We start from the raw sequence: 22155 nt of genomic DNA, 5'->3' as shown, positions 1-22155 counted from the left end.
AACGGCCAGCAGGATGGGGGCGAGACGGGCGTCTCGAGTGTGACGGTGGTGCTGCACAACGCCACCACCGGGGCGGTGGTGTCCACGACAACGACCAACGGGTCGGGCAACTACCTGTTCACCAACCTGGACGCGGGCAGCTACTACGTGGTCTTCACGGCTCCTTCGGGCATGACCTTCACGGCGGCCAACGTGGGTTCGGACGCTACCGACAGCGATGTGGCCAGCACCACGGGCGCCAGCGGCAGCACGGGTGTTTACAGTTTGAGTGCGGGCGAGAGTAACCTGACCGTCGACGCGGGTCTGGTTCCGCTGCAAGCGACGATTGGGGACTATGTGTGGAACGATACCAACGGCAACGGCATTCAGGACGCCGATGAGCGAGGCATTCCCAACGTGCCGGTGACGCTCTACGTCAACGGCGTAGCGTCGCAGACGGTGCTCACCAGCTCGACGGGGGCTTACAGCTTCACGGGCCTGACGGGGGGCAGCAGCACCAGCTACTCGGTAGGGGTGAGTCCGCCAGCGGGCTACACCGCTACGCTGCCCAACCAGGGCAGTGATCCCACCAAGGACTCCAACCTCAACCCGGCCACGGGCCAGACGGCCTCGTTCACCCTGGCACCGGGTGAGACCAACAACACCATCGATGTGGGTCTGTACTCACCCAAAGCGTCTCTGGGCGACTACGTCTGGCTCGACGCCAACCGCAACGGCCAGCAGGATGGGGGCGAGACGGGCGTCTCGAGTGTGACGGTGGTGCTGCACAACGCCACCACCGGGGCGGTGGTGTCCACGACAACGACCAACGGGTCGGGCAACTACCTGTTCACCAACCTGGACGCGGGCAGCTACTACGTGGTCTTCACGGCTCCTTCGGGCATGACCTTCACGGCGGCCAACGTGGGTTCGGACGCTACCGACAGCGATGTGGCCAGCACCACGGGCGCCAGCGGCAGCACGGGTGTTTACAGTTTGAGTGCGGGCGAGAGTAACCTGACCGTCGACGCGGGTCTGGTTCCGCTGCAAGCGACGATTGGGGACTATGTGTGGAACGATACCAACGGCAACGGCATTCAGGACGCCGATGAGCGAGGCATTCCCAACGTGCCGGTGACGCTCTACGTCAACGGCGTAGCGTCGCAGACGGTGCTCACCAGCTCGACGGGGGCTTACAGCTTCACGGGCCTGACGGGGGGCAGCAGCACCAGCTACTCGGTAGGGGTGAGTCCGCCAGCGGGCTACACCGCTACGCTGCCCAACCAGGGCAGTGATCCCACCAAGGACTCCAACCTCAACCCGGCCACGGGCCAGACGGCCTCGTTCACCCTGGCACCGGGTGAGACCAACAACACCATCGATGTGGGTCTGTACTCACCCAAAGCGTCTCTGGGCGACTACGTCTGGCTCGACGCCAACCGCAACGGCCAGCAGGATGGGGGCGAGACGGGCGTCTCGAGTGTGACGGTGGTGCTGCACAACGCCACCACCGGGGCGGTGGTGTCCACGACAACGACCAACGGGTCGGGCAACTACCTGTTCACCAACCTGGACGCGGGCAGCTACTACGTGATCTTCACGGCTCCTTCGGGCATGACCTTCACGGCGGCCAACGTAGGTTCGGATGCCACCGACAGTGATGTAGCCAGCACCACGGGGGCTAGCGGCAGCACGGGTGTTTACAGTCTGAGCGCGGGGGAGAGCAACCTGACCGTCGACGCGGGTCTGATCCCGCTGCAAGCTACTATCGGTGACTTTGTGTGGAACGATACCAATCAGAATGGCATCCAGGACGCCGATGAGCGAGGCATTCCCAACGTGCCGGTGACGCTCTATGTCAACGGCGTGGCATCGGCCACCACGGTAACCAGCTCGACGGGGGCTTACAGCTTCACGGGCCTGACGGGGGGCAGCAGCACCAGCTACTCGGTAGGGGTGAGTCCGCCAGCAGGCTACACCGCTACGCTGCCCAACCAGGGCAGTGATCCCACCAAGGACTCCAACCTCAACCCGGCCACGGGCCAGACGGCCTCGTTCACCCTGGCACCGGGTGAGACCAACAACACCATCGATGTGGGTCTGTACTCACCCAAAGCGTCTCTGGGCGACTACGTCTGGCTCGACGCCAACCGCAACGGCCAGCAGGATGGGGGCGAGACGGGCGTCTCGAGTGTGACGGTGGTGCTGCACAACGCCACCACCGGGGCGGTGGTGTCCACGACAACGACCAACGGGTCGGGCAACTACCTGTTCACCAACCTGGACGCGGGCAGCTACTACGTGGTCTTCACGGCTCCTTCGGGCATGACCTTCACGGCGGCCAACGTGGGTTCGGACGCTACCGACAGCGATGTGGCCAGCACCACGGGCGCCAGCGGCAGCACGGGTGTTTACAGTTTGAGTGCGGGCGAGAGTAACCTGACCGTCGACGCGGGTCTGATCCCTATCTGTTCGACTATTAACATATTGGCTACGGTCAATAATGTAAAATGTACAGCTACGGCAACCGGAACTATATCCATAACGGCAACGGGTGGTACACAACCTTACACCTATTTATGGAGCAACAATACGACAAACAAGGACTTGGTGAACGTATCGACTGGTGTTTACTCAGTTGTTGTAACCGACGCCAATAATTGTAAGTCCGATCCAAGAAGTTTCACAATTACGGAACCAACCCCAATCACCGCGGTTGTTCAGCCTACGTCGGCTCTGTGTCCTGACAATACGGGAGGAACCCTGACAGTCACGAGTATTAGTGGAGGAACGGCTCCTTACAACCTGGTTTGGAGCACGGGTGCAACTCAGGTGTATAGTTTGACCGGTCTATCGGGCGGTGCCTACACGTTGACAGTGACCGACGCCAACAACTGCTTGGCAATTGTCCCTGCTGTAGTAAGCAAACCAGACTGTCCTACCGTCTGCCAGAAGCCAGTGCTGACAGTAGGTAACCCTGCTTGTACAGGCTCTGCTAGCTACAGTATTTCTTTCTACAGCAGCGTAGCCAGCGTAACGGCTAATGTGGGAACAGTAAGTGGAGGTCGAATCATTAATATTCCGGTAAATACTCCGGTGAGCGTAACGGCTGTCGGTGGTGGCGGTTGTGTAAGCATTGAAACCGTGTATCCTCCGGTTTCCTGCACTCCGCCTGGTCAGAACGACTGCACGCAGCCTCGTCTGACAGTTGGACAGCCAATTTGTAATGGTAGTACTTATACGGTGAGTTATACGTTGGATGGGCCTGGTAGCCTGAGCGTGAACGCGGGTAGCATCAATGTCGCTAACCACACTATTGAAAACATAGCGGTTAGTACGAATTTGATTATTAGTGCCAGCAGCGGTAGTTGCGTTACGGGTATCTCGGTTACTTCACCGGCCAGATGCGATGATCCCTGCGAGAACCCAGCCATCAGCTTAAGCGGTCCGGTGTGTTCGACGGGGGCGGTGGGCACCTACGTAGTCAACTACACCCTGACGGCAGGCACTACAGTGCGGGTCAGCTCGGGTCAAGCGGCCAACGGCATCATCAGCGGGGTAGCTTCGGGCGTACCGCTAAGCCTGACGGTGAGTGCTTCGGGTTGTGGCGACAAGGTAGTAACCGTACCACCCGCCACCTGTCCAGTGGTGGTGTGTGAGAAGCCGGTGTTGACGGTGGGTAACCCCGCCTGCACGGGCACGGGCAGCTACAGCGTAAGCTTCTACAGCTCTACCAGTATGGTAACGGCTAGTGCGGGCAGTGTGGATGTGGCCAACTGGCGCATCACGGGCATCCCCGTGGGCAGTCCGGTGAGTGTGAGTGCCAGCAACGGGTTGGGTTGCGTGAGTGTGCTGAGCGTGGCTTCGCCCACGATCTGTCCGCCGACGCCGACCGACTGTGTGCAGCCTCGTCTGACGGTAGGTCAGCCCTTGTGTAATGGAAATACCTATTCGGTGAGCTATACCCTGGACGGGGTGGCTAGCCTGAGCGTAAGCGCGGGCCGCATCAACGCGGCTAGCCATACGGTAGAGAACATCCCGCTGGGCACCAACCTGGTGATCAGCGCGGCCACTAGTAGTACGTGTATGAGCAGCGTGAGCGTGGTGGCTCCCACCACGTGTCCGCCCTGCGAGAACCCGGCCATCAGCCTGAGCGGACCGGTGTGTTCGACGGGGGCGGTGGGCACCTACGTGGTCAACTACACTCTGACGGCGGGCGCTTCTTTGAGCGTTAGTGCGGGCGTGGCGGCCAACGGGGTGATCAGCGGTATTCCGTCGGGTCAGGTCCTAAGCCTGACGGTGCTTAGCGGAAGCTGCACACCCAAGATCGTAACGGTTTCGCCGGCCACCTGCCCGGTGGTGTGTGAGAAGCCGGTGTTGACGGTGGGTAACCCGGCCTGCACGGGCACGGGCAGCTACAGCGTGAGCTTCTACAGCAGCAGCCAGGCTATAACGGCTAGTGCGGGCACGATCAGTGGTAACAGTGTGATCAATATTCCCCTGGGCAGTCCGGTGAGCGTGAGTGCCAGCAACGGGTTGGGGTGTGTGAGTGTGCTGAGCGTGGCTTCGCCCACGATCTGTCCGCCGACGCCGACCGACTGTGTGCAGCCTCGTCTGACGGTGGGTCAGCCCTTGTGCAACGGCAGCAGCTATTCGGTGAGCTACACCCTGGATGGGGTGGGCAGCGTCAGCGTCAATGCGGGCACGATGAGTGGCAACAGTGTAATCAACATCCCGCTGGGCACCAACCTGGTGATCAGCGCGGCCACTAGTAGTACGTGTATGAGCAGCGTGAGCGTGGTGGCTCCCACCACGTGTCCGCCCTGCGAGAACCCAGCCATCAGCCTGAGCGGACCGGTGTGTTCGACGGGGGCGGTGGGCACCTACGTGGTCAACTACACCCTGACGGCAGGGGCTACGGTGCGGGTCAGCTCGGGTCAAGCAGCCAACGGGGTGATCAGCGGGGTAGCTTCGGGCGTACCGCTAAGCCTGACGGTGAGTGCTTCGGGTTGTGGCGACAAGGTAGTAACCGTACCACCCGCCACCTGTCCAGTGGTGGTGTGTGAGAAGCCGGTGTTGACGGTGGGTAACCCCGCCTGCACGGGCACGGGCAGCTACAGCGTAAGCTTCTACAGCTCTACCAGTATGGTAACGGCTAGTGCGGGCAGTGTGGATGTGGCCAACTGGCGCATCACGGGCATCCCCGTGGGCAGTCCGGTGAGTGTGAGTGCTAGCAACGGGTTGGGGTGCGTGAGTGTGCTGAGCGTGGCTTCGCCCACGATCTGTCCGCCGACGCCGACCGACTGTGTGCAGCCTCGTCTGACGGTAGGTCAGCCCTTGTGTAATGGAAATACCTATTCGGTGAGCTATACCCTGGACGGGGTGGCTAGCGTCAGCGTCAATGCGGGCCGCATCAACGTGGCTAGCCATACGGTAGAGAACATCCCGCTGGGCACCAACCTGGTGATCAGCGCGGCCACTAGCGGTACGTGTATGAGCAGCGTGAGCGTGGTGACTCCCACCACGTGTCCGCCCTGCGAGAACCCAGCCATCAGCCTGAGCGGTCCGGTATGTTCGACGGGGGCCGTAGGCACCTACGTAGTCAACTACACCCTGACGGCAGGGGCTTCTCTGAGCGTTAGTGCGGGTGTGGCGGCCAACGGGGTGATCAGCGGTATTCCGTCGGGTCAGGTCCTAAGCCTGACGGTGCTTAGCGGAAGCTGCACACCCAAGATCGTAACGGTTTCGCCGGCCACCTGCCCGGTGGTGTGTGAGAAGCCGGTGTTGACGGTGGGTAACCCGGCCTGCACGGGCACGGGCAGCTACAGCGTGAGCTTCTACAGCAGCAGCCAGGCTATAACGGCTAGTGCGGGCACGATCAGTGGTAACAGTGTGATCAATATTCCCCTGGGCAGTCCGGTGAGCGTGAGTGCCAGCAACGGGTTGGGGTGTGTGAGTGTGCTGAGCGTGGCTTCGCCCACGATCTGTCCGCCGACGCCGACCGACTGTGTGCAGCCTCGTCTGACGGTAGGTCAGCCCTTGTGTAATGGAAATACCTATTCGGTGAGCTATACCCTGGACGGGGTGGCTAGCGTCAGCGTCAATGCGGGCCGCATCAACGTGGCTAGCCATACGGTAGAGAACATCCCGCTGGGCACCAACCTGGTGATCAGCGCGGCCACTAGCGGTACGTGTATGAGCAGCGTGAGCGTGGTGACTCCCACCACGTGTCCGCCCTGCGAGAACCCAGCCATCAGCCTGAGCGGTCCGGTATGTTCGACGGGGGCCGTAGGCACCTACGTAGTCAACTACACCCTGACGGCAGGGGCTTCTCTGAGCGTTAGTGCGGGTGTGGCGGCCAACGGGGTGATCAGCGGTATTCCGTCGGGTCAGGTCCTAAGCCTGACGGTGCTTAGCGGAAGCTGCACACCCAAGATCGTAACGGTTTCGCCGGCCACCTGCCCGGTGGTGTGTGAGAAGCCGGTGTTGACGGTGGGTAACCCCGCCTGCACGGGCACGGGCAGCTACAGCGTGAGCTTCTACAGCAGCAGCCAGGCTATAACGGCTAGTGCGGGCAGTGTTGATGTGGCCAACTGGCGCATCACGGGCATCCCCGTGGGCAGTCCGGTGAGTGTGAGTGCCAGCAACGGGTTGGGGTGCGTGAGTGTGCTGAGCGTGGCTTCGCCCACGATCTGTCCGCCGACGCCGACCGACTGTGTGCAGCCTCGTCTGACGGTAGGTCAGCCCTTGTGTAATGGAAATACCTATTCGGTGAGCTATACCCTGGACGGGGTGGCTAGCGTCAGCGTCAATGCGGGCCGCATCAACGTGGCTAGCCATACGGTAGAGAACATCCCGCTGGGCACCAACCTGGTGATCAGCGCGGCCACTAGCGGTACGTGTATGAGCAGCGTGAGCGTGGTGACTCCCACCACGTGTCCGCCCTGCGAGAACCCAGCCATCAGCCTGAGCGGTCCGGTATGTTCGACGGGGGCCGTAGGCACCTACGTAGTCAACTACACCCTGACGGCAGGGGCTACGGTGCGGGTCAGCTCGGGTCAAGCAGCCAACGGGGTGATCAGCGGGGTAGCTTCGGGCGTACCGCTGAGTCTGACGGTGAGTGCTTCGGGTTGTGGCGACAAGGTAGTAACCGTACCACCCGCCACCTGTCCAGTGGTGGTGTGTGAGAAGCCGGTGTTGACGGTGGGTAACCCCGCCTGCACGGGCACGGGCAGCTACAGCGTAAGCTTCTACAGCTCTACCAGTATGGTAACGGCTAGTGCGGGCAGTGTGGATGTGGCCAACTGGCGCATCACGGGCATCCCCGTGGGCAGTCCGGTGAGTGTGAGTGCCAGCAACGGGTTGGGTTGCGTGAGTGTGCTGAGCGTGGCTTCGCCTGCTGAGTGTCCGCCTAAAGAGCTTTGTCCTTCAGAGCTTAAACTAACGGTAGGGCAACCCCTCTGCAACAATAATGGTACGTATACAATAAGCTACACCCTAGATGGCCCTGGTAGCGTCAGCGTGAATGTAGGTACGATTGTAGGCAACTTGGTGACTAACATCCCCTCAACTACGGATCTTGTCGTCAGTGCCCGTATAAGCGCCGATTGTCCGATTACCAGCTATACGGTTACTCACCCTAACTGTCCGATTGATCCGCCTTGTACCAATCCGGCTATTACGTTGAGTGGTCCGGCCTGCGCAGGCGACGGCAGTACTTACGTAGTCAACTACATCGTTACAACGGGTACTTCCGTGAGTGCCAGTGCCGGTGTCGTGAATAATGGGGTTATCAGCGGTATTCCGTTGGGTCAGCCTCTAAGCTTAACCATTATCGCACCGAATAGCTGTACGATCAAAATGGTACGCGTTCCTTCGGCTGTCTGTCCGCCAGTTTGTCGTAAACCGATTCTGATGGTCGGTAATGTGTCCTGTACGGGTGCTAACAGCTATAGTGTTGTCTTCACTAGCAGTGTTGCTAACGTGACAGCTAACGCAGGGGTAGTCAACGTAGCGGCTGGTACCATTACCAACATTCCGTTGGGAACCGCCGTTACCGTAACGGCATCCGCTGGTGCTGGCTGTATGAATAGTCAAACAGTGGCTAGTCCAGTCGATTGCAACTGTCCATTGCCACAATTAACCGTCGGTCAGCCGGTATGTAGCGGTGATGGTTTCTATACGGTCAGTTACACTTTGGAAAGACCAGCCAGTCTAAGCGTAAGCGCGGGTAGTGTGGTAGGTAATACGGTAACGAATATTCCAGCAGGGGTCGATGTGGTGATCAGCGCCTGGTTAAACACCAGTTGCCTAACTAGTATCACCGTGGCCAAACAAGATTGCAGAAGGAATATTCCTACTTGCGAAAATCCGGGGATCACGTTGAGTGGACCGGTCTGCGCTACCGATGGTCGGGCAACGTATGCCGTCAACTACACCCTAACGGCCGCTACGACGCTAGCTGCTAATGCTGGTGTGGTGAGCAATGGTACGATCAGTAGTATTCCGTTGAGCCAGGTGTTTAGCTTGACCATTACCAAATCGGGTTGTACGCCGGAAATTGTTTCTGTACGACCACCCGCTCGATGTGTTATGCCGGTACCATGTATACCGATAGGTTTAAACACGGGGGTTGCTCTAACGACCTGTGGTCAAGCTAACGGAGCAGCATCGGTGGTGGTTAACGTAGGTAGCGGTACGGCCCCCTACATGTATCAGTGGACCAATGCAAGTGGTACGGCAATCAGCAGTGCTAGTATTGTCACTGGCTTGGCACCGGGTCGGTATATGATTACCGTAACGGACGCCAATGGATGTCAGGGAACAAATAGCGTTCTCATTAACAGTAGCAATGGACCGTTGTTGACAACGAGTGTAACCAATACCGGCTGTGGTCAGGCCAACGGCTCGGCGCAGGTAATCGTAAGAGGAGGTAGTGGTTCGTACAGGTATCAGTGGATCAGTGCTGCTGGTACTACTGTGGGCAGTACGAGCGCCATCGCAGGTTTAGCTGGCGGAATCTATACCGTTCAGGTAACGGATGCGGGCGGTTGCAGTAGCCTAACAACGGTGACGGTGGGTACCAGCAATCCTGTTCAACTTTCGACCCAGGTACAATCAGCCGCTTGCGGACAATCAACCGGTTCGGCTACGGTAACAGCCAGTGGCGGTATCGGTAACTACACCTATCAGTGGCGTAACGCAGCCGGAGTTGTTGTTGCGACAACCAGTTCACTGACCAGTGCTACTTCAGGAAGTTACACCATACTAGTAACCGATGCGGCTAGCTGTTCATCAGTAGCAACGGTTAACATCAATAATCTACCCGGACCCGCCGTGAATGGAGTGGTTACAAATGTGCTTTGTAAGGGTGCGACTTCGGGAGCCATCTCACTAAACGTGACAGGCGGCACGCCACCGGTGAGCTACTTGTGGAGCAATGGCAAAACGGACGCGAATTTGACCGGTGTGAGTGCGGGTATCTATACAGTGACGGTACGCGACAACAACGGCTGTCAGACGATCGAAAGCTTTACCGTTACCCAGCCCACTGAGATTGTTGCCCAGATCGAGCGTACGGATGCGACCTGCTTTGTTCCAGGTAGCGTAACTGTGGTAAGCACAGAAGGTGGCAAAGCTCCGTACAGATATAGCTGGAGCCCAGGCGGCTCGACGGCTACCAGTCTGACTGGTCTGACGGGTGGTAATTACACACTGACGGTAACCGATGACAACGGCTGTCAAGCCATTGCGGTTGCGTCGATTGTGACACCGACCGACTGTGCGACGGCTTGTACCCTGCCGGGTATCAACATAGGCATCACACGGGCCAACTGCGGTCAGTCGAATGGAATCTTAGTCGCCTATGTTACTCCTGGCAGTGGTACAGCACCGTTCACTTATCAGTGGACCAACGCCACAGGTAGCAGTGTCGGCAGCACTAGCGCGGTGTCAGGTTTGGCACCGGGTCAGTACACGGTCGTAGTGACTGATAGTAAAGGTTGTACCGGAACCAACACCGTTGGTTTGGGTAGCGACAGCGGTCTGTCGCTGACGGCCAGTGTGCTGGCCAACACCAGCTGTGGCCAGACCAACGGCTCGGCTCGTGTCACGGTGAGCGGGGGCAGCGGTTCCTACACCTACCGCTGGACCAACGCCAGTGGCACAGTTATATCAACTGGCGCAGATCTATTGAACGTAGGGCCAGGAGTCTACTCGGTACAAGTCAGCGATGGAGTCAACCGTTGCAGCAGCATGACCAGCGTAGTAATAGGTACCAGCAGTCCTATCAATCTGATATCTCAGGTACAACCAGCGACATGTGGACAATCGACCGGTACGGCCAGCGTAACAGCTAGTGGCGGTAGCGGTACCTACACCTACCGCTGGACCAATGCCAATGGAGCGGTGGTCTCCACGGGGGCTACATTGAGCAATGCGGCCTCGGGCAGCTACACGGTGGTGGTCAGTGATGTGGCTGGCTGTTCTACGTTTGTGGTTCTAACGATTAATAATACGACGGCTCCTGTAGTGAGCGGTACGGTGAGCAACGTACAGTGCAACGGCTCGGCAACGGGCTCGGTGGTGCTGACCGTAACGGGTGGTACTCCGCCCGTCGCTTACCAGTGGAGCAATGGTACGACGAATAAAGATTTGACGGGTGTAGTCGCGGGTGTGTACACGGTGACGGTTCGGGATGTGGGAGGCTGCCAAAGCGTGCAGAGCTTCACTATCAGTCAGCCTTCGGAAATCGTGGCAGAAATCAACCCAACGAACGCAACCTGTAATGCGCTGGGTAGTGTGAGTCTGGTAAGTGTTAATGGTGGCAAAGCTCCGTACAGATATAGCTGGACTAACGCGGCTGGTGCTGTTGTGGCAACGACCGGTAGTTTAACCGGTCTGACGGGTGGTAATTACACACTGACGGTAACCGATGACAACGGCTGTCAAGCCATTGCGGTTGCGTCGATTGTGACACCAACCGACTGTGCGACGGCTTGTACCCTGCCGGGTATCAACATAGGCATCACACGGGCCAACTGCGGTCAGTCGAATGGAATCTTAGTCGCCTATGTTACTCCTGGCAGTGGTACAGCACCGTTCACTTATCAGTGGACCAACGCCACAGGTAGCAGTGTCGGCAGCACTAGCGCGGTGTCAGGTTTGGCACCGGGTCAGTACACGGTCGTAGTGACTGATAGTAAAGGTTGTACCGGAACCAACACCGTTGGTTTGGGTAGCGACAGCGGTCTGTCGCTGACGGCCAGTGTGCTGGCCAACACCAGCTGTGGCCAGACCAACGGCTCGGCTCGTGTCACGGTGAGCGGGGGCAGCGGTTCCTACACCTACCGCTGGACCAACGCGGCAGGGGCGGTCGTCTCTACCAGCGCTACGCTGGCAAATGCCCCTGCGGGTATCTACACGGTGCAGGTTGATGCCGGTGGTTGCAGCAGCCTGACGAGTGTGACAATCGGCACCAGCAACCCGCTCCAACTGAGCACCCAGGTCCAGTCGGCGGCCTGCGGAGCCGCGACGGGCTCGGCCAGCGTGAGTGTCAGCGGGGGCAGCGGCTCCTACACCTACCGCTGGACCAACGCGGCAGGGGCGGTCGTCTCTACCAGCGATACGCTGAGCAATGCGGCCTCGGGCAGCTACACGGTAGTGGTTGGCGACGGTTCGGGCTGCAGCAGCAGCGCGGTGGTGAGCATCAATAACACAACAGCTCCGGTGGTGAGCGGCACGGTGAGCAACGTGCAGTGCAACGGCTCGGCGACGGGCGCGGTGGTGCTGACCGTGAGCGGGGGCAGCGGAGGCTACAGCTATGTGTGGAGCAACGGTACGACGAGCAAGGATTTGAGCGGTGTGGTCGCGGGTGTGTACACGGTGACGGTGCGGGACGGTGGCGGTTGCCAGCGTGTGCAGAGCTTCACCATCAGCCAGCCTTCGGAGATCGTAGTGGTGGTGCAGCCAAGTCCGGCTACCTGTACCAACCTCTCGGGGGGCAGTGTGAGTCTGGTGAGCGTAAATGGCGGCAGCGGTAACTACAGCTACAGCTGGAGTCCGGGCGGCTCGACGGCCACCAGCCTGTCAGGTTTGACGGGTGGAGTGTACACTTTGACAGTGACGGATGCCAAAGGCTGCAAAGCGATGGCCATTGCAACGGTGGTCACGCCGACCGACTGTGCGACGGCTTGTGCTTTGCCAGGCATCAACGTGGGTATCACCCTGGCCAGCTGTGGTCAGGCCAACGGGGTAGCGGTGGTCAACATTAACCCTGGCAGCGGCACGGCTCCTTACAGGTATCAGTGGACTAACGCTAACGGCACGGTTATCGGTAGTGACAACAACACGATTAGTGGTTTGTTGGCTGGTTCATACAAAGTGCTGGTGACCGACAGCAAAGGCTGCACGGCTACCAAAGAAGTCAACGTGGGCAGCACCAGCGGAGTGAGTCTGAGCGCCAGTGTGCTCACCAACACCAGCTGTGGCCAAGCCAACGGCTCGGCCAGCGTGAGTGTCAGCGGAGGCAGCGGCTCCTACACCTACCGCTGGACCAACGCCAGCGGCACGGTCGTCTCGACGGGATCAGCGCTAGTGAGTGCCCCTGCGGGCGTGTACACGGTGCAGGTCAGCGACGCCAGCGGTTGCAGCAGCCTGACAAGCGTGACGATCGGCACCAGCAACCCGCTCCAACTGAGCACCCAGATCCAGTCGGCGGCCTGCGGAGCCGCGACGGGCTCAGCCAGCGTGAGTGTCAGCGGGGGCAGCGGCTCCTACACCTACCGCTGGACCAATGCAACGGGGGCGGTCGTCTCTACCAGCGCTACGCTGAGCAATGCGGCCTCGGGCAGCTACACAGTGGTGGTTGGCGACGGTTCGGGCTGCAGCAGCAGCGCGGTGGTGAGCATCAACAACACGACGGCTCCGGTGGTGAGCGGTACGGTGAGCAACGTACAGTGCAACGGCTCGGCGACGGGCGCGGTGGTGCTGACCGTGAGCGGGGGCAGCGGAGGCTACAGCTATGTGTGGAGCAACGGTACGACGAGCAAGGATTTGAGCGGTGTGGTCGCGGGTGTGTACACGGTGACGGTGCGGGACGGTGGCGGTTGCCAGCGTGTGCAGAGCTTCACCATCAGCCAGCCTTCGGAGATCGTAGTGGTGGTACAGCCTAGCCCGGCTACCTGCACGACGCCAGGCAGTGTGAGTCTGGTGAGCGTAAATGGCGGCAGCGGTAACTACAGCTACAGCTGGAGTCCGGGCGGCTCGACGGCCACCAGCTTAACTAATTTGACGGCGGGTGCATACACCTTGATGGTAACGGATGCCAACGGCTGCAAAGCAATCGCCATCGCGACAGTAACGTCAAGCTGTACTACCGTGTGTGAAAAACCACAGTTGACGGTAGAAAGTCCAATCTGTAACGGCAATACGTACTCGGTGGGCTTCTTGAGTAGTGTGGCCAATGTGACGGCTAATGCCGGTACAGTCTCGGGCAATACCATCACGGGTATTCCAGTGGGTACGGCGGTTGTGGTGACGGCTACGCAGTCGGCAGGCTGTGTGAGCACGCTGACGGTCAACAGCCCCGCCAGCTGCCCGCCGAATCCGCCTTGCACGCAGCCGCAGTTGAGCGTTGGTCAGCCGATCTGCAACGGCACGAGCTACTTGGTAAGCTTCAATGCCGTGGGTGGTACGGTGAGCGTGAATGCGGGTACGATCTCGGGCAATTCGGTGGTTAACATTCCGAGCGGCACGAATCTGACAATAACGGCTACCAACGGAGTTTGCGTGAACACGGTCAACGTGGCTAGCCTAAACTGCGGTGGACCACAGTGCGAGAATCCGGCCATCAGCCTGAGCGCGCCATACTGTGATGCCTCGGGCAGCGGTAACTACCAGCTTAACTACACGCTGGTGAACGGGGCGTCGGTGAAAGCCAGCGCGGGTACGGTCAGCAATGGGGTGATTAGTAATCTGTCTTCGGGTAGACCGGTGAGCCTAACGGTAAGTCTGGCAGGCTGTACCGATAAGGTCATCACGGTTCCAGCCTTCACGTGTGAGAAAATTTGTGAGAAGCCAGTGTTGACGGTAGAAAGCCCGATCTGCAATGGTAACACATACTCGGTAGGCTTCTCGAGTAGTGTGGCCAACGTGACGGCTAATGCCGGTACGGTCTCGGGCAATACCATCACGGGTATCCCAGTGGGTACGGCGGTTGTGGTGACGGCTACGCAATCAGCGGGTTGTGTGAGCACACTGACAGTCAACAGCCCGGCCAGTTGCCCACCAAATCCGCCTTGCACGACACCTGCCTTGAGCGTGGGTCAGCCGATCTGCGCAGGTAACAATACCTATTCAGTTAGCTTCGATGCAACGGGTGGTACGGTGAGCGTGAACGCGGGTACGGTCTCGGGTAACACCGTTATCAATATTCCGAGCGGCACGAACCTGGCAATAACGGCTACCAACGGGACTTGCGTGAACACGATCAACGTGACGGCTGTCAGCTGCCCAGGACCGAAGTGCGAGAACCCTGCCATCAGCCTGAGCGCACCAGTCTGCGACGCGACGGGCAGCCGCACATACCATGTCAACTACACGTTGGTGAATGGAGCGTCGGTGAAAGCCAGCGCGGGTACGGTCAGTAACGGGGTGATCAGCGGTATTCCATCGGGTAGACCGGTGAGTCTGACGGTGAGTCTGGCAGGTTGTGCCGATAAGGTTATCAGCCTGGCAGGAGCAACGTGCCCACCAACACCAACGCCTGAACCGGTATTAGACCTCAGCAAACAGGTAAGCAAAACTAATGCGCGGTTAGGTGAGGTAGTGACGTACACGGTGACGCTGGTTAACAAAGGAACGGTACCGGCTACCAATGTGCTCGTACAGGAATCCATGAGTGCTGGGCTAGCCCTGGTGCCAGGTTCAATCGCGACCACAACTGGTACGTACACGATCGGTAGCCCAAGCCTATGGACAATCGATAACTTGCCTGCCGGTGCGACGGCTACGCTGACTTTCTCGGCCAGCCTGACACAAGCGGGTGTCGTTTACAACACGGTAGCTATACCGGGTGATACAGCGACGGTTTGTACGACGGTTCCAGTTAAGGTTTGTAAAGGTGCTCCGATCAATGTAGCGCTGTCGGCTCCGGCTGGTTACAGCAGCTATCAGTGGTACCGCAACGGAACCTTAATCTCGGCGGCAACCAGTAATACCTATACGGCGACGCAGCTCGGTGAGTTTACGGTACACGTCAACCAGGGACAATGCCCCAACGGTTCGTGCTGTCCGATCATCATCGAAGAAGAAACGGGAGTGGCTTATACGTTGGCTTCACAGACACCAACCTGTATTGGCAACCAGCCACAAGCGAATGGTTCAGTGACGATCAACGGATTGGATAATACGCCTGGTTCGTTCCGGTACGCGGTCACCGCAGGAAATAGCTTTACGCTAACGAATCCGGCAACGCAGCCTGTACCAGCCAATGGTGTGATTATTACCAATGCAGCTGGTGGTCAGACGTATACGGTCCGGGTGTTCAACGGGGGCGGTTGCTGGCAGGATCAAACCGTTACGGTAGCCAATCCGAACTGTTCCTGCTCGGCAGAACCACCAACGATTGCCTGCGCGATTACACAGTTGTGCAAAGGCGGAACAACAACGCTGACGGCAACGGGTTGCGCGGGCGGTACGATAATCTGGTCGGATGGTAAGACCGGTACGACGATTTTCGCTACGCCAAGTGCAACGACTACCTATACCGCTCGCTGCGTGCTGGGTAATAACTGTACGAGTGGTGCGTCGAATGCGATTACCATTACCGTACTCGATCCGAAAGCACCGACGATTACGGCCAGCGCCAGCACGGTCTGCCCAGGCTCGTCCGTAACGTTGACCGCATCGGGTTGCACCGGTGGCACCATCGAATGGTCGGAAGGAGCACAGAAGGGTAACTCGATTGTGGTCAATCCGAACACGCGAACAACCTACACGGCGCAGTGCCGGATGGGTGGTTGTTTGAGCAGCCCAGGAACAAAAACCCTTGAAATGGGCAGCGATATGCCAGCGCCAACACTGACAAGCAGTGTAACCGGCGTATGCCCCGGTGGTTCGGCAATCCTGACGGTTACGGGATGCGAGGGTACGCCAGTCTGGAGCCACACAACCGCTACGGGTACGAGCCTGGTGGTAACACCAACGGCTGGCAACAATACGTACTGGGTGTACTGTAAGAACGGTGCTTGTACCAGCAAGGCTTCGTCGGTCCTCACGATCAACGTGATTACACCGACCGCGCCGAGAATAACGGCCAGTGCGGATACGATCTGCGTAAAAGGACAGGTTACATTGACCGCTGCGGATTGCGGAGGTACGGTAAAATGGTCGACGGGTCAAACCGGAACCAGCATTACCGTGCAGCCAGAGGCAACCATCAGCTACCTGGCCTACTGCCAGACGGATGCTTGCCTGAGCAATGCGTCAAACGCGGTGAAGGTGACGGTTGTCAACCCAGTGGCTCCGATTGTGAAAGCAAGCAAACTACTGGTTTGCAGCGGTGAAGCCGTCGAGTTAACGGCCACAGGTTGCACGGGTATCGTCCAATGGCATGGTATCAATCAGCAAGGTAGCACCGTCGTGATCTATCCGACCCAGACCGCTGAGTACTACGCAACCTGCAAGCAGGGTGCTTGCGAAAGTCCAGCTTCGAACAAGGTGCGGGTGACGGTGAATAGTTCGGGTGGTACGCCACCAACGATCTCGGCTTCTTCGCCCAATACATGCAGTGGAGGAACGGTTTCGCTAACGGCAACGGGTTGTGCAGGTGGTACGATCAAGTGGTCAGATGGTCAAACCGGATCGGTAGTCACGGTGACACCGACAACGGCTAGCCATGAGTACTACGCACTTTGCCAGGTCGGTACGGCATGCGGTAGCAGCAAATCGAATGTGATCAACATCAATGTCACATCAACACCGACGCCGACCGTCGTTTGTAGTACGGACTCGATTTGTGTGGGTGAGACGGTAACGCTGACTGCCCAGAACTGCACCGGTACGCCACGCTGGAGCACGGGTGAAACGACCAGCTCGATTGTCGTGTCGCCAACGGTAACGACGGGCTACACCGTACAGTGCTCGGATGCGAACTGCACCAGCCCAAGCTCGAAAACCTATACCATTACGGTGGTGACGGTTCCGTTGCCAACGCTGACGGCTTCGGCAACGGCGGTAGAGCCAGGTGGTACTGTTACGTTGACAGCCAGCGGTTGCCCAGGCGAAATCATCTGGTCGGCCAACGACATCAACGGCAACAACAAAGGCGCCATCCTGGTCGTACGCCCAGAAGGTACGCAGACCTACTACGCTCAGTGTAAGTTCCACGATTGCCTAAGTGATCCGTCACTGACCATCACCATCAACAAAGGGGATTGTGTGGTTCAGGCCGGTACGCTGAAAGCGGTCAGTCCAACGGTTTGTGCATCGACCTCATCAACGGTTGTCGTTGCCGCTGCTCCGAATGGAGGACTGTTGCAGCCCGAAGGTTACTCCGTGCTGTATGTACTGACGAAAGGAACGGAACGCATTGTTCAGCAGATGGCAGCTACCCCAAGCTTTACGGTAGGGGCCGAGACTGCCGACTATACGATCCATACGCTGGTCTACAAAGCGCAGGCTACTGATAAGAATTACCTGAACCTGAGCGCTATCCAGGCGGGTATCAGTACAGGTGCCGACCTCCTGCGGTTAATCACCGACCAGAAGGTATGCGCAGCGCTGGATCTGACAGGGGCCAAAATAGCCGTGCGTTACGTCGCTCCGCCGAAACTGTTGGCGGGTCCATCACTGACCGTTTGCTCCGGTTCCGAAGCAACACTGACAGCGCTGGGTTGCGAAGGAGGTACGATTACCTGGAGCGATGGTTCGATTGGTCATAGCATCAAGAAAACGATCCATGCTGATCTGTGGCTGATGGCGACCTGCACGCTCGACGGCTGTACGAGTGCACAGTCGGCTAGCATCGATGTTCATTTAGGTACACCAAACATCCCAGCCATTGCGACAAACACGCCGGCTATTTGCACCAGCGAAACGGTTTCGCTAACGGCAACGGGTTGCACAGGTGGTACGTACATCTGGTCTGATCCGGCTAGCACAACGGGCAGTGTACTGACCGTAACGCCAACCGCAACAACTGAGTACCGCGTCAAGTGTAAGCTGGGTCAGTGCGAAAGCAACTGGTCGGCAGCCAACACGATTACGGTAGGAACACCCGCTGCACCGACAGTTTCGCTGGCAGGCTCAGGGGTTAACACGGGCGTATGTGCGGGCACACCGGTGACCTTGGTCGCTGAAGGCTGTCTGGCGACGAGTGAAGTGATCTGGTCAACCGGTCAGATCGGTCGCTCAATCACGGTTACGCCAACGGCAACAGTGACGTACACCGCACGTTGCCGCAACTCGACTAATTGCAGCAGTACTGCCTCAAACCCAGTAACGGTTACGCTGATGAATACTGTGGCTGCGCCAACGGTAGTGGACAAAACCAATACATGTCCGTTCACAACGGTTGATCTAAGCAGCGCGGTGACCAGCAAGCCGGTTACAACGGGCGGTACGTTTGCTTACTACACGGACGCGACGTTGAAGACGCCAGTGGCTAACCCAGCTGCCGTCGGTTCTGGAACGTATTACGTGGTAGAGAAAACGACGAACGGTTGCAGCAGTCAGCCAGTAGCCATCCATGTGCAGATTACTACCTGCCAGGAGCAAACGCCTTGTGATGAAAAGAATCCAGCCACAGCGGATGCGGGCGCAGATGCTAGTATCTGTGCGGCTAAAACCTACCAGTTGGCGGGTAAAATGGGTGGCTCTGCCAAAACAGCCCATTGGACCACCAGCGGTAGTGGTAGCTTCGATAATGCGTACGCCTTGAACGCAGTCTACACAGCAAGTGCCGGGGATATTTTGGCCGGTACCGTAACGCTAACCTTGTCGGCTAGCGCGGGTAGTGTCAACTGTCCAGTGGCTACGGATCAGCTGGTTCTTTCGATCCAGGGAAGCTCGGCAGTACCAGTGGTATCGATCTTAGGATCCACCAAGTTCTGTGCGGGTGACTCGGTTACGCTCAGGGCACCTGCCGGAGCGACGAGCTACAAGTGGAACACGAACGCAACCACCCAGAGTATCGTCGTCAAAACAGGCGGCAGCTACAGCGTGCAAGTGCTGGATGCGGGTGGTTGCAGCTCAGTCAAGTCGGCGGATGTGGTTGTTGACGTAGCTGCTCCGCTGGCGCCACCGCTGGTGCATAACCTGCGCAACGAGTGCCCGGCCAAGATTGTCGATCTGACGAAGGGGTTGTCTTCGACGAGCGTAGGCAGCAGCTACATCTACCGCATCTGCGAATGCAATACGTCCAATATTGTGATGCGTCCTGATTCGGTCTGCGAGGGTACGTACTGGGTGGTTGAGAAAGGACCAACGGGCTGTTTGAGTGCACCGTCGAAGATCGAAGTAAAAGTCTTTAACTGTGCAGCTGATACACTCAACACAGATGTACGCATCACCAAGCTGGCCAGCACCGCCTACGTCTCAAACGGCGCACCGGTGAGCTACACAGTGACGGTGACGAACGCGGGTCCGCACACGGCTAAGAACATCGATGTACGCGATGTGTTGCCAGCAGGCTTGTCATTAGTCTATGCGTCACCCACCAGCTATTCTGTGTCGAACGGGGTTATCAAACAACGGATCGACAGTCTGAAAGTGGGTGAATCCCGCCAGTTGGTGTACGCGGCCCATGTGATTAAGAAAGGACAAGCCATTGTCAACACCGCCGAGGTTACGTATCTGGACAACAAGGATTTGAATGGGGCTAATAACTCCTCGAGCGTAACGGTACGGGATACCTCAGCCGCCCGCACGGGTGTGATTGGCTTGGCTAAAGCGGTTGTTGGTACACCACGTGCAGTTGGTGATTCGCTGATCCGGGTGTCATACGGCTTTGTCGTTACCAACTTTGGGGACGATACGCTTCAGAACGTCCACGTAACGGACGACCTGGCCCGTGTCTTTGCGCCCAACACGATTCGTGAGGTTTTGGTTAGAGCGTCCGATGCGAAGCTGGTTCCCGAATTCAGTTGGACAACCGGTACTGGTACCAATACGCAACCGGGTCTGACCACGTCGCTGTTGCCAGGCGGATCACAACACTTTACAATCGATGTGACCCTGAAACGGGCGCTGGGTAATACCAGTAAATCGTTCAACAACACAGCGTATGTATCGGCGTTGAGCCACGGTGTAACGGTAGCCGATTCGTCGGTAGCCGGTATCAATCCTGATCCAGATAACGATGGGAATCCGGTCAATAACACCGGTGCCACCAGCTTTACCCTGGGTGTCAGCGCGCCAACCGGACCGGGTATTGGTGTTGCCCTGGCGGTAATCAAGATCCAGCCGCAAGCGGACAATAGCTACAACGTAACGTACAAAGCGACGGTCAAAAACGTGGGTAACGTAAATCTGACGAATGTAAGCCTGAGTGACAGTCTGATTCGTGCGTTCAGCGCGCCCGCTTCGTACGCTGTCGTTGGTAAGCCAGTCGTTGGGGCAGGCAGCACGTTAGTGGCGAATACAAGCTATGACGGTCATACACAGCCTGATCTGCTCGCAAGAGCCAGCAGTCTGGCCGTAGGCGTGCAGGATACGATTCTGATCACGGTGAATGTGAAGCCCAACGGAGCAGTAGGTCCGTTCTACGCTAGTGCAACGGCCGTTGGTCTCACTCCGGCAAACCAAGCCGTTACCGACATCTCCAACACAGGACTTGATCCTAAACCGGAGGGCTCTACGCCAACGGGTGTTCGTTTCGATCTGCCATCGGCGTTGTTAGGTGTAGCTAAATCAGTAGGAACACCAGCGCTGGTACAAGCGGGTATCTACGATATTCCGTACACCATTACCCTGAGCAACATGGGTCAGCTACCACTCTACAACGTGCAAGTGGTGGACAACCTGTCGCAGACCTTTGGGCATGGAGCGCTGATCGTTGACAACCGCATTCACCTGACGACCGATACCGGCTTGAAGGCTGATACGCTCTACACGGGTCAGGGTCTGGTGACCAAGATGCTGGTTGATTCGCTCAGCAGTCTGCCCGTAGGTACATCACGGCAGGTAAGCTTTACGGTACGAGTGAATGCGAAGAATGCTGATGCGCTGACCTTCTATAACACAGCGTACGCGACGGCTCAAACGGCGGAAGGAAGGGCGGTAGCGGATACCTCAACAGCGGGTACCAATCCTGATCCGGCGAACACACTTGATCCAAGAACAAGTAACCTGCCGACGCCGGTATCGTTGAATCAGCTTCTGACGGGCTCCTACATCGGCGTCGCCATGGCGGTAGCTGACACTGCTCGTCAACCGAATGGTTCGTACAACGTGACCTATCAGATCGTGCTGCAGAACTTCGGTCCTGACACGCTGACAAAGGTGAGTGTAAGCGACTCGCTAACGAAGGTCTTCAACGGTCAGACGGGCGCTCGCTATACGGTTGTGAAAGCGCCGATCACCAGCTCAACGGGCAGCCAATTGGTTGTAAATCCTCACTTTGACGGGGATAGCCAGCCGCAACTGGTGCTTGGTGAGCCGGGTAGTGTACTGCTACCGGGTGTGGTGGATACCATTCGGGTGGTGGTGAACGTGACCAGCAGTGGCAACACGTCAACGTTCCTCAACTCGGTCTATGCTCAGGCATTCAACCGAACTGGTCTGGTCGACGATGTGTCAACGAATGGACTTATCGCGGATCTTAACGGTAACCAGAACCCGACGGATGATAACGAGCGGGAAGCGACTCCGCTGACCCTGCCGCTGGATAATTCGGCGGTCTTTATTCCTGAAGGCTTCTCGCCCAACGGTGATGGTGTCAACGATGTATTTGTCATCCGCGGTATGCAGGGGTTAACGGTTAGCCTGGAAGTGTATAACCGTTGGGGACAGATGGTCTATCAGAACCAGGACTACCAAAACAACTGGAATGGTAAGCCAAACACGGGTGTGACGGTAGGTTCGGATGACGATGGTCTGCCAGACGGTACCTACTACTACATCATTCGCACCAGCGATGGCCGCCGGTATGTCCGTTACTTGACCCTTAATCGCTAG

General features: G+C 58.0%; 1 protein-coding gene (running past one end of the window). It reads left to right on the top strand.

Translation table 11 applies throughout. From position 1 onward, the window contains the following. Window positions 1-22155: the 3' portion of an SdrD B-like domain-containing protein gene (locus LQ777_RS29430; protein ID WP_232564011.1), read on the top strand. Its footprint begins 10899 nt before the window's first position; 22155 of the gene's 33054 nt are visible here — the last part of the coding sequence; its start codon lies beyond the left edge, outside the window; it ends in the stop codon at window positions 22153-22155.

The organism is Spirosoma oryzicola, assembly GCF_021233055.1.
Lineage (GTDB): Bacteria > Bacteroidota > Bacteroidia > Cytophagales > Spirosomataceae > Spirosoma > Spirosoma oryzicola.
This window is presented reverse-complemented; position numbering and strand designations above follow the sequence as displayed.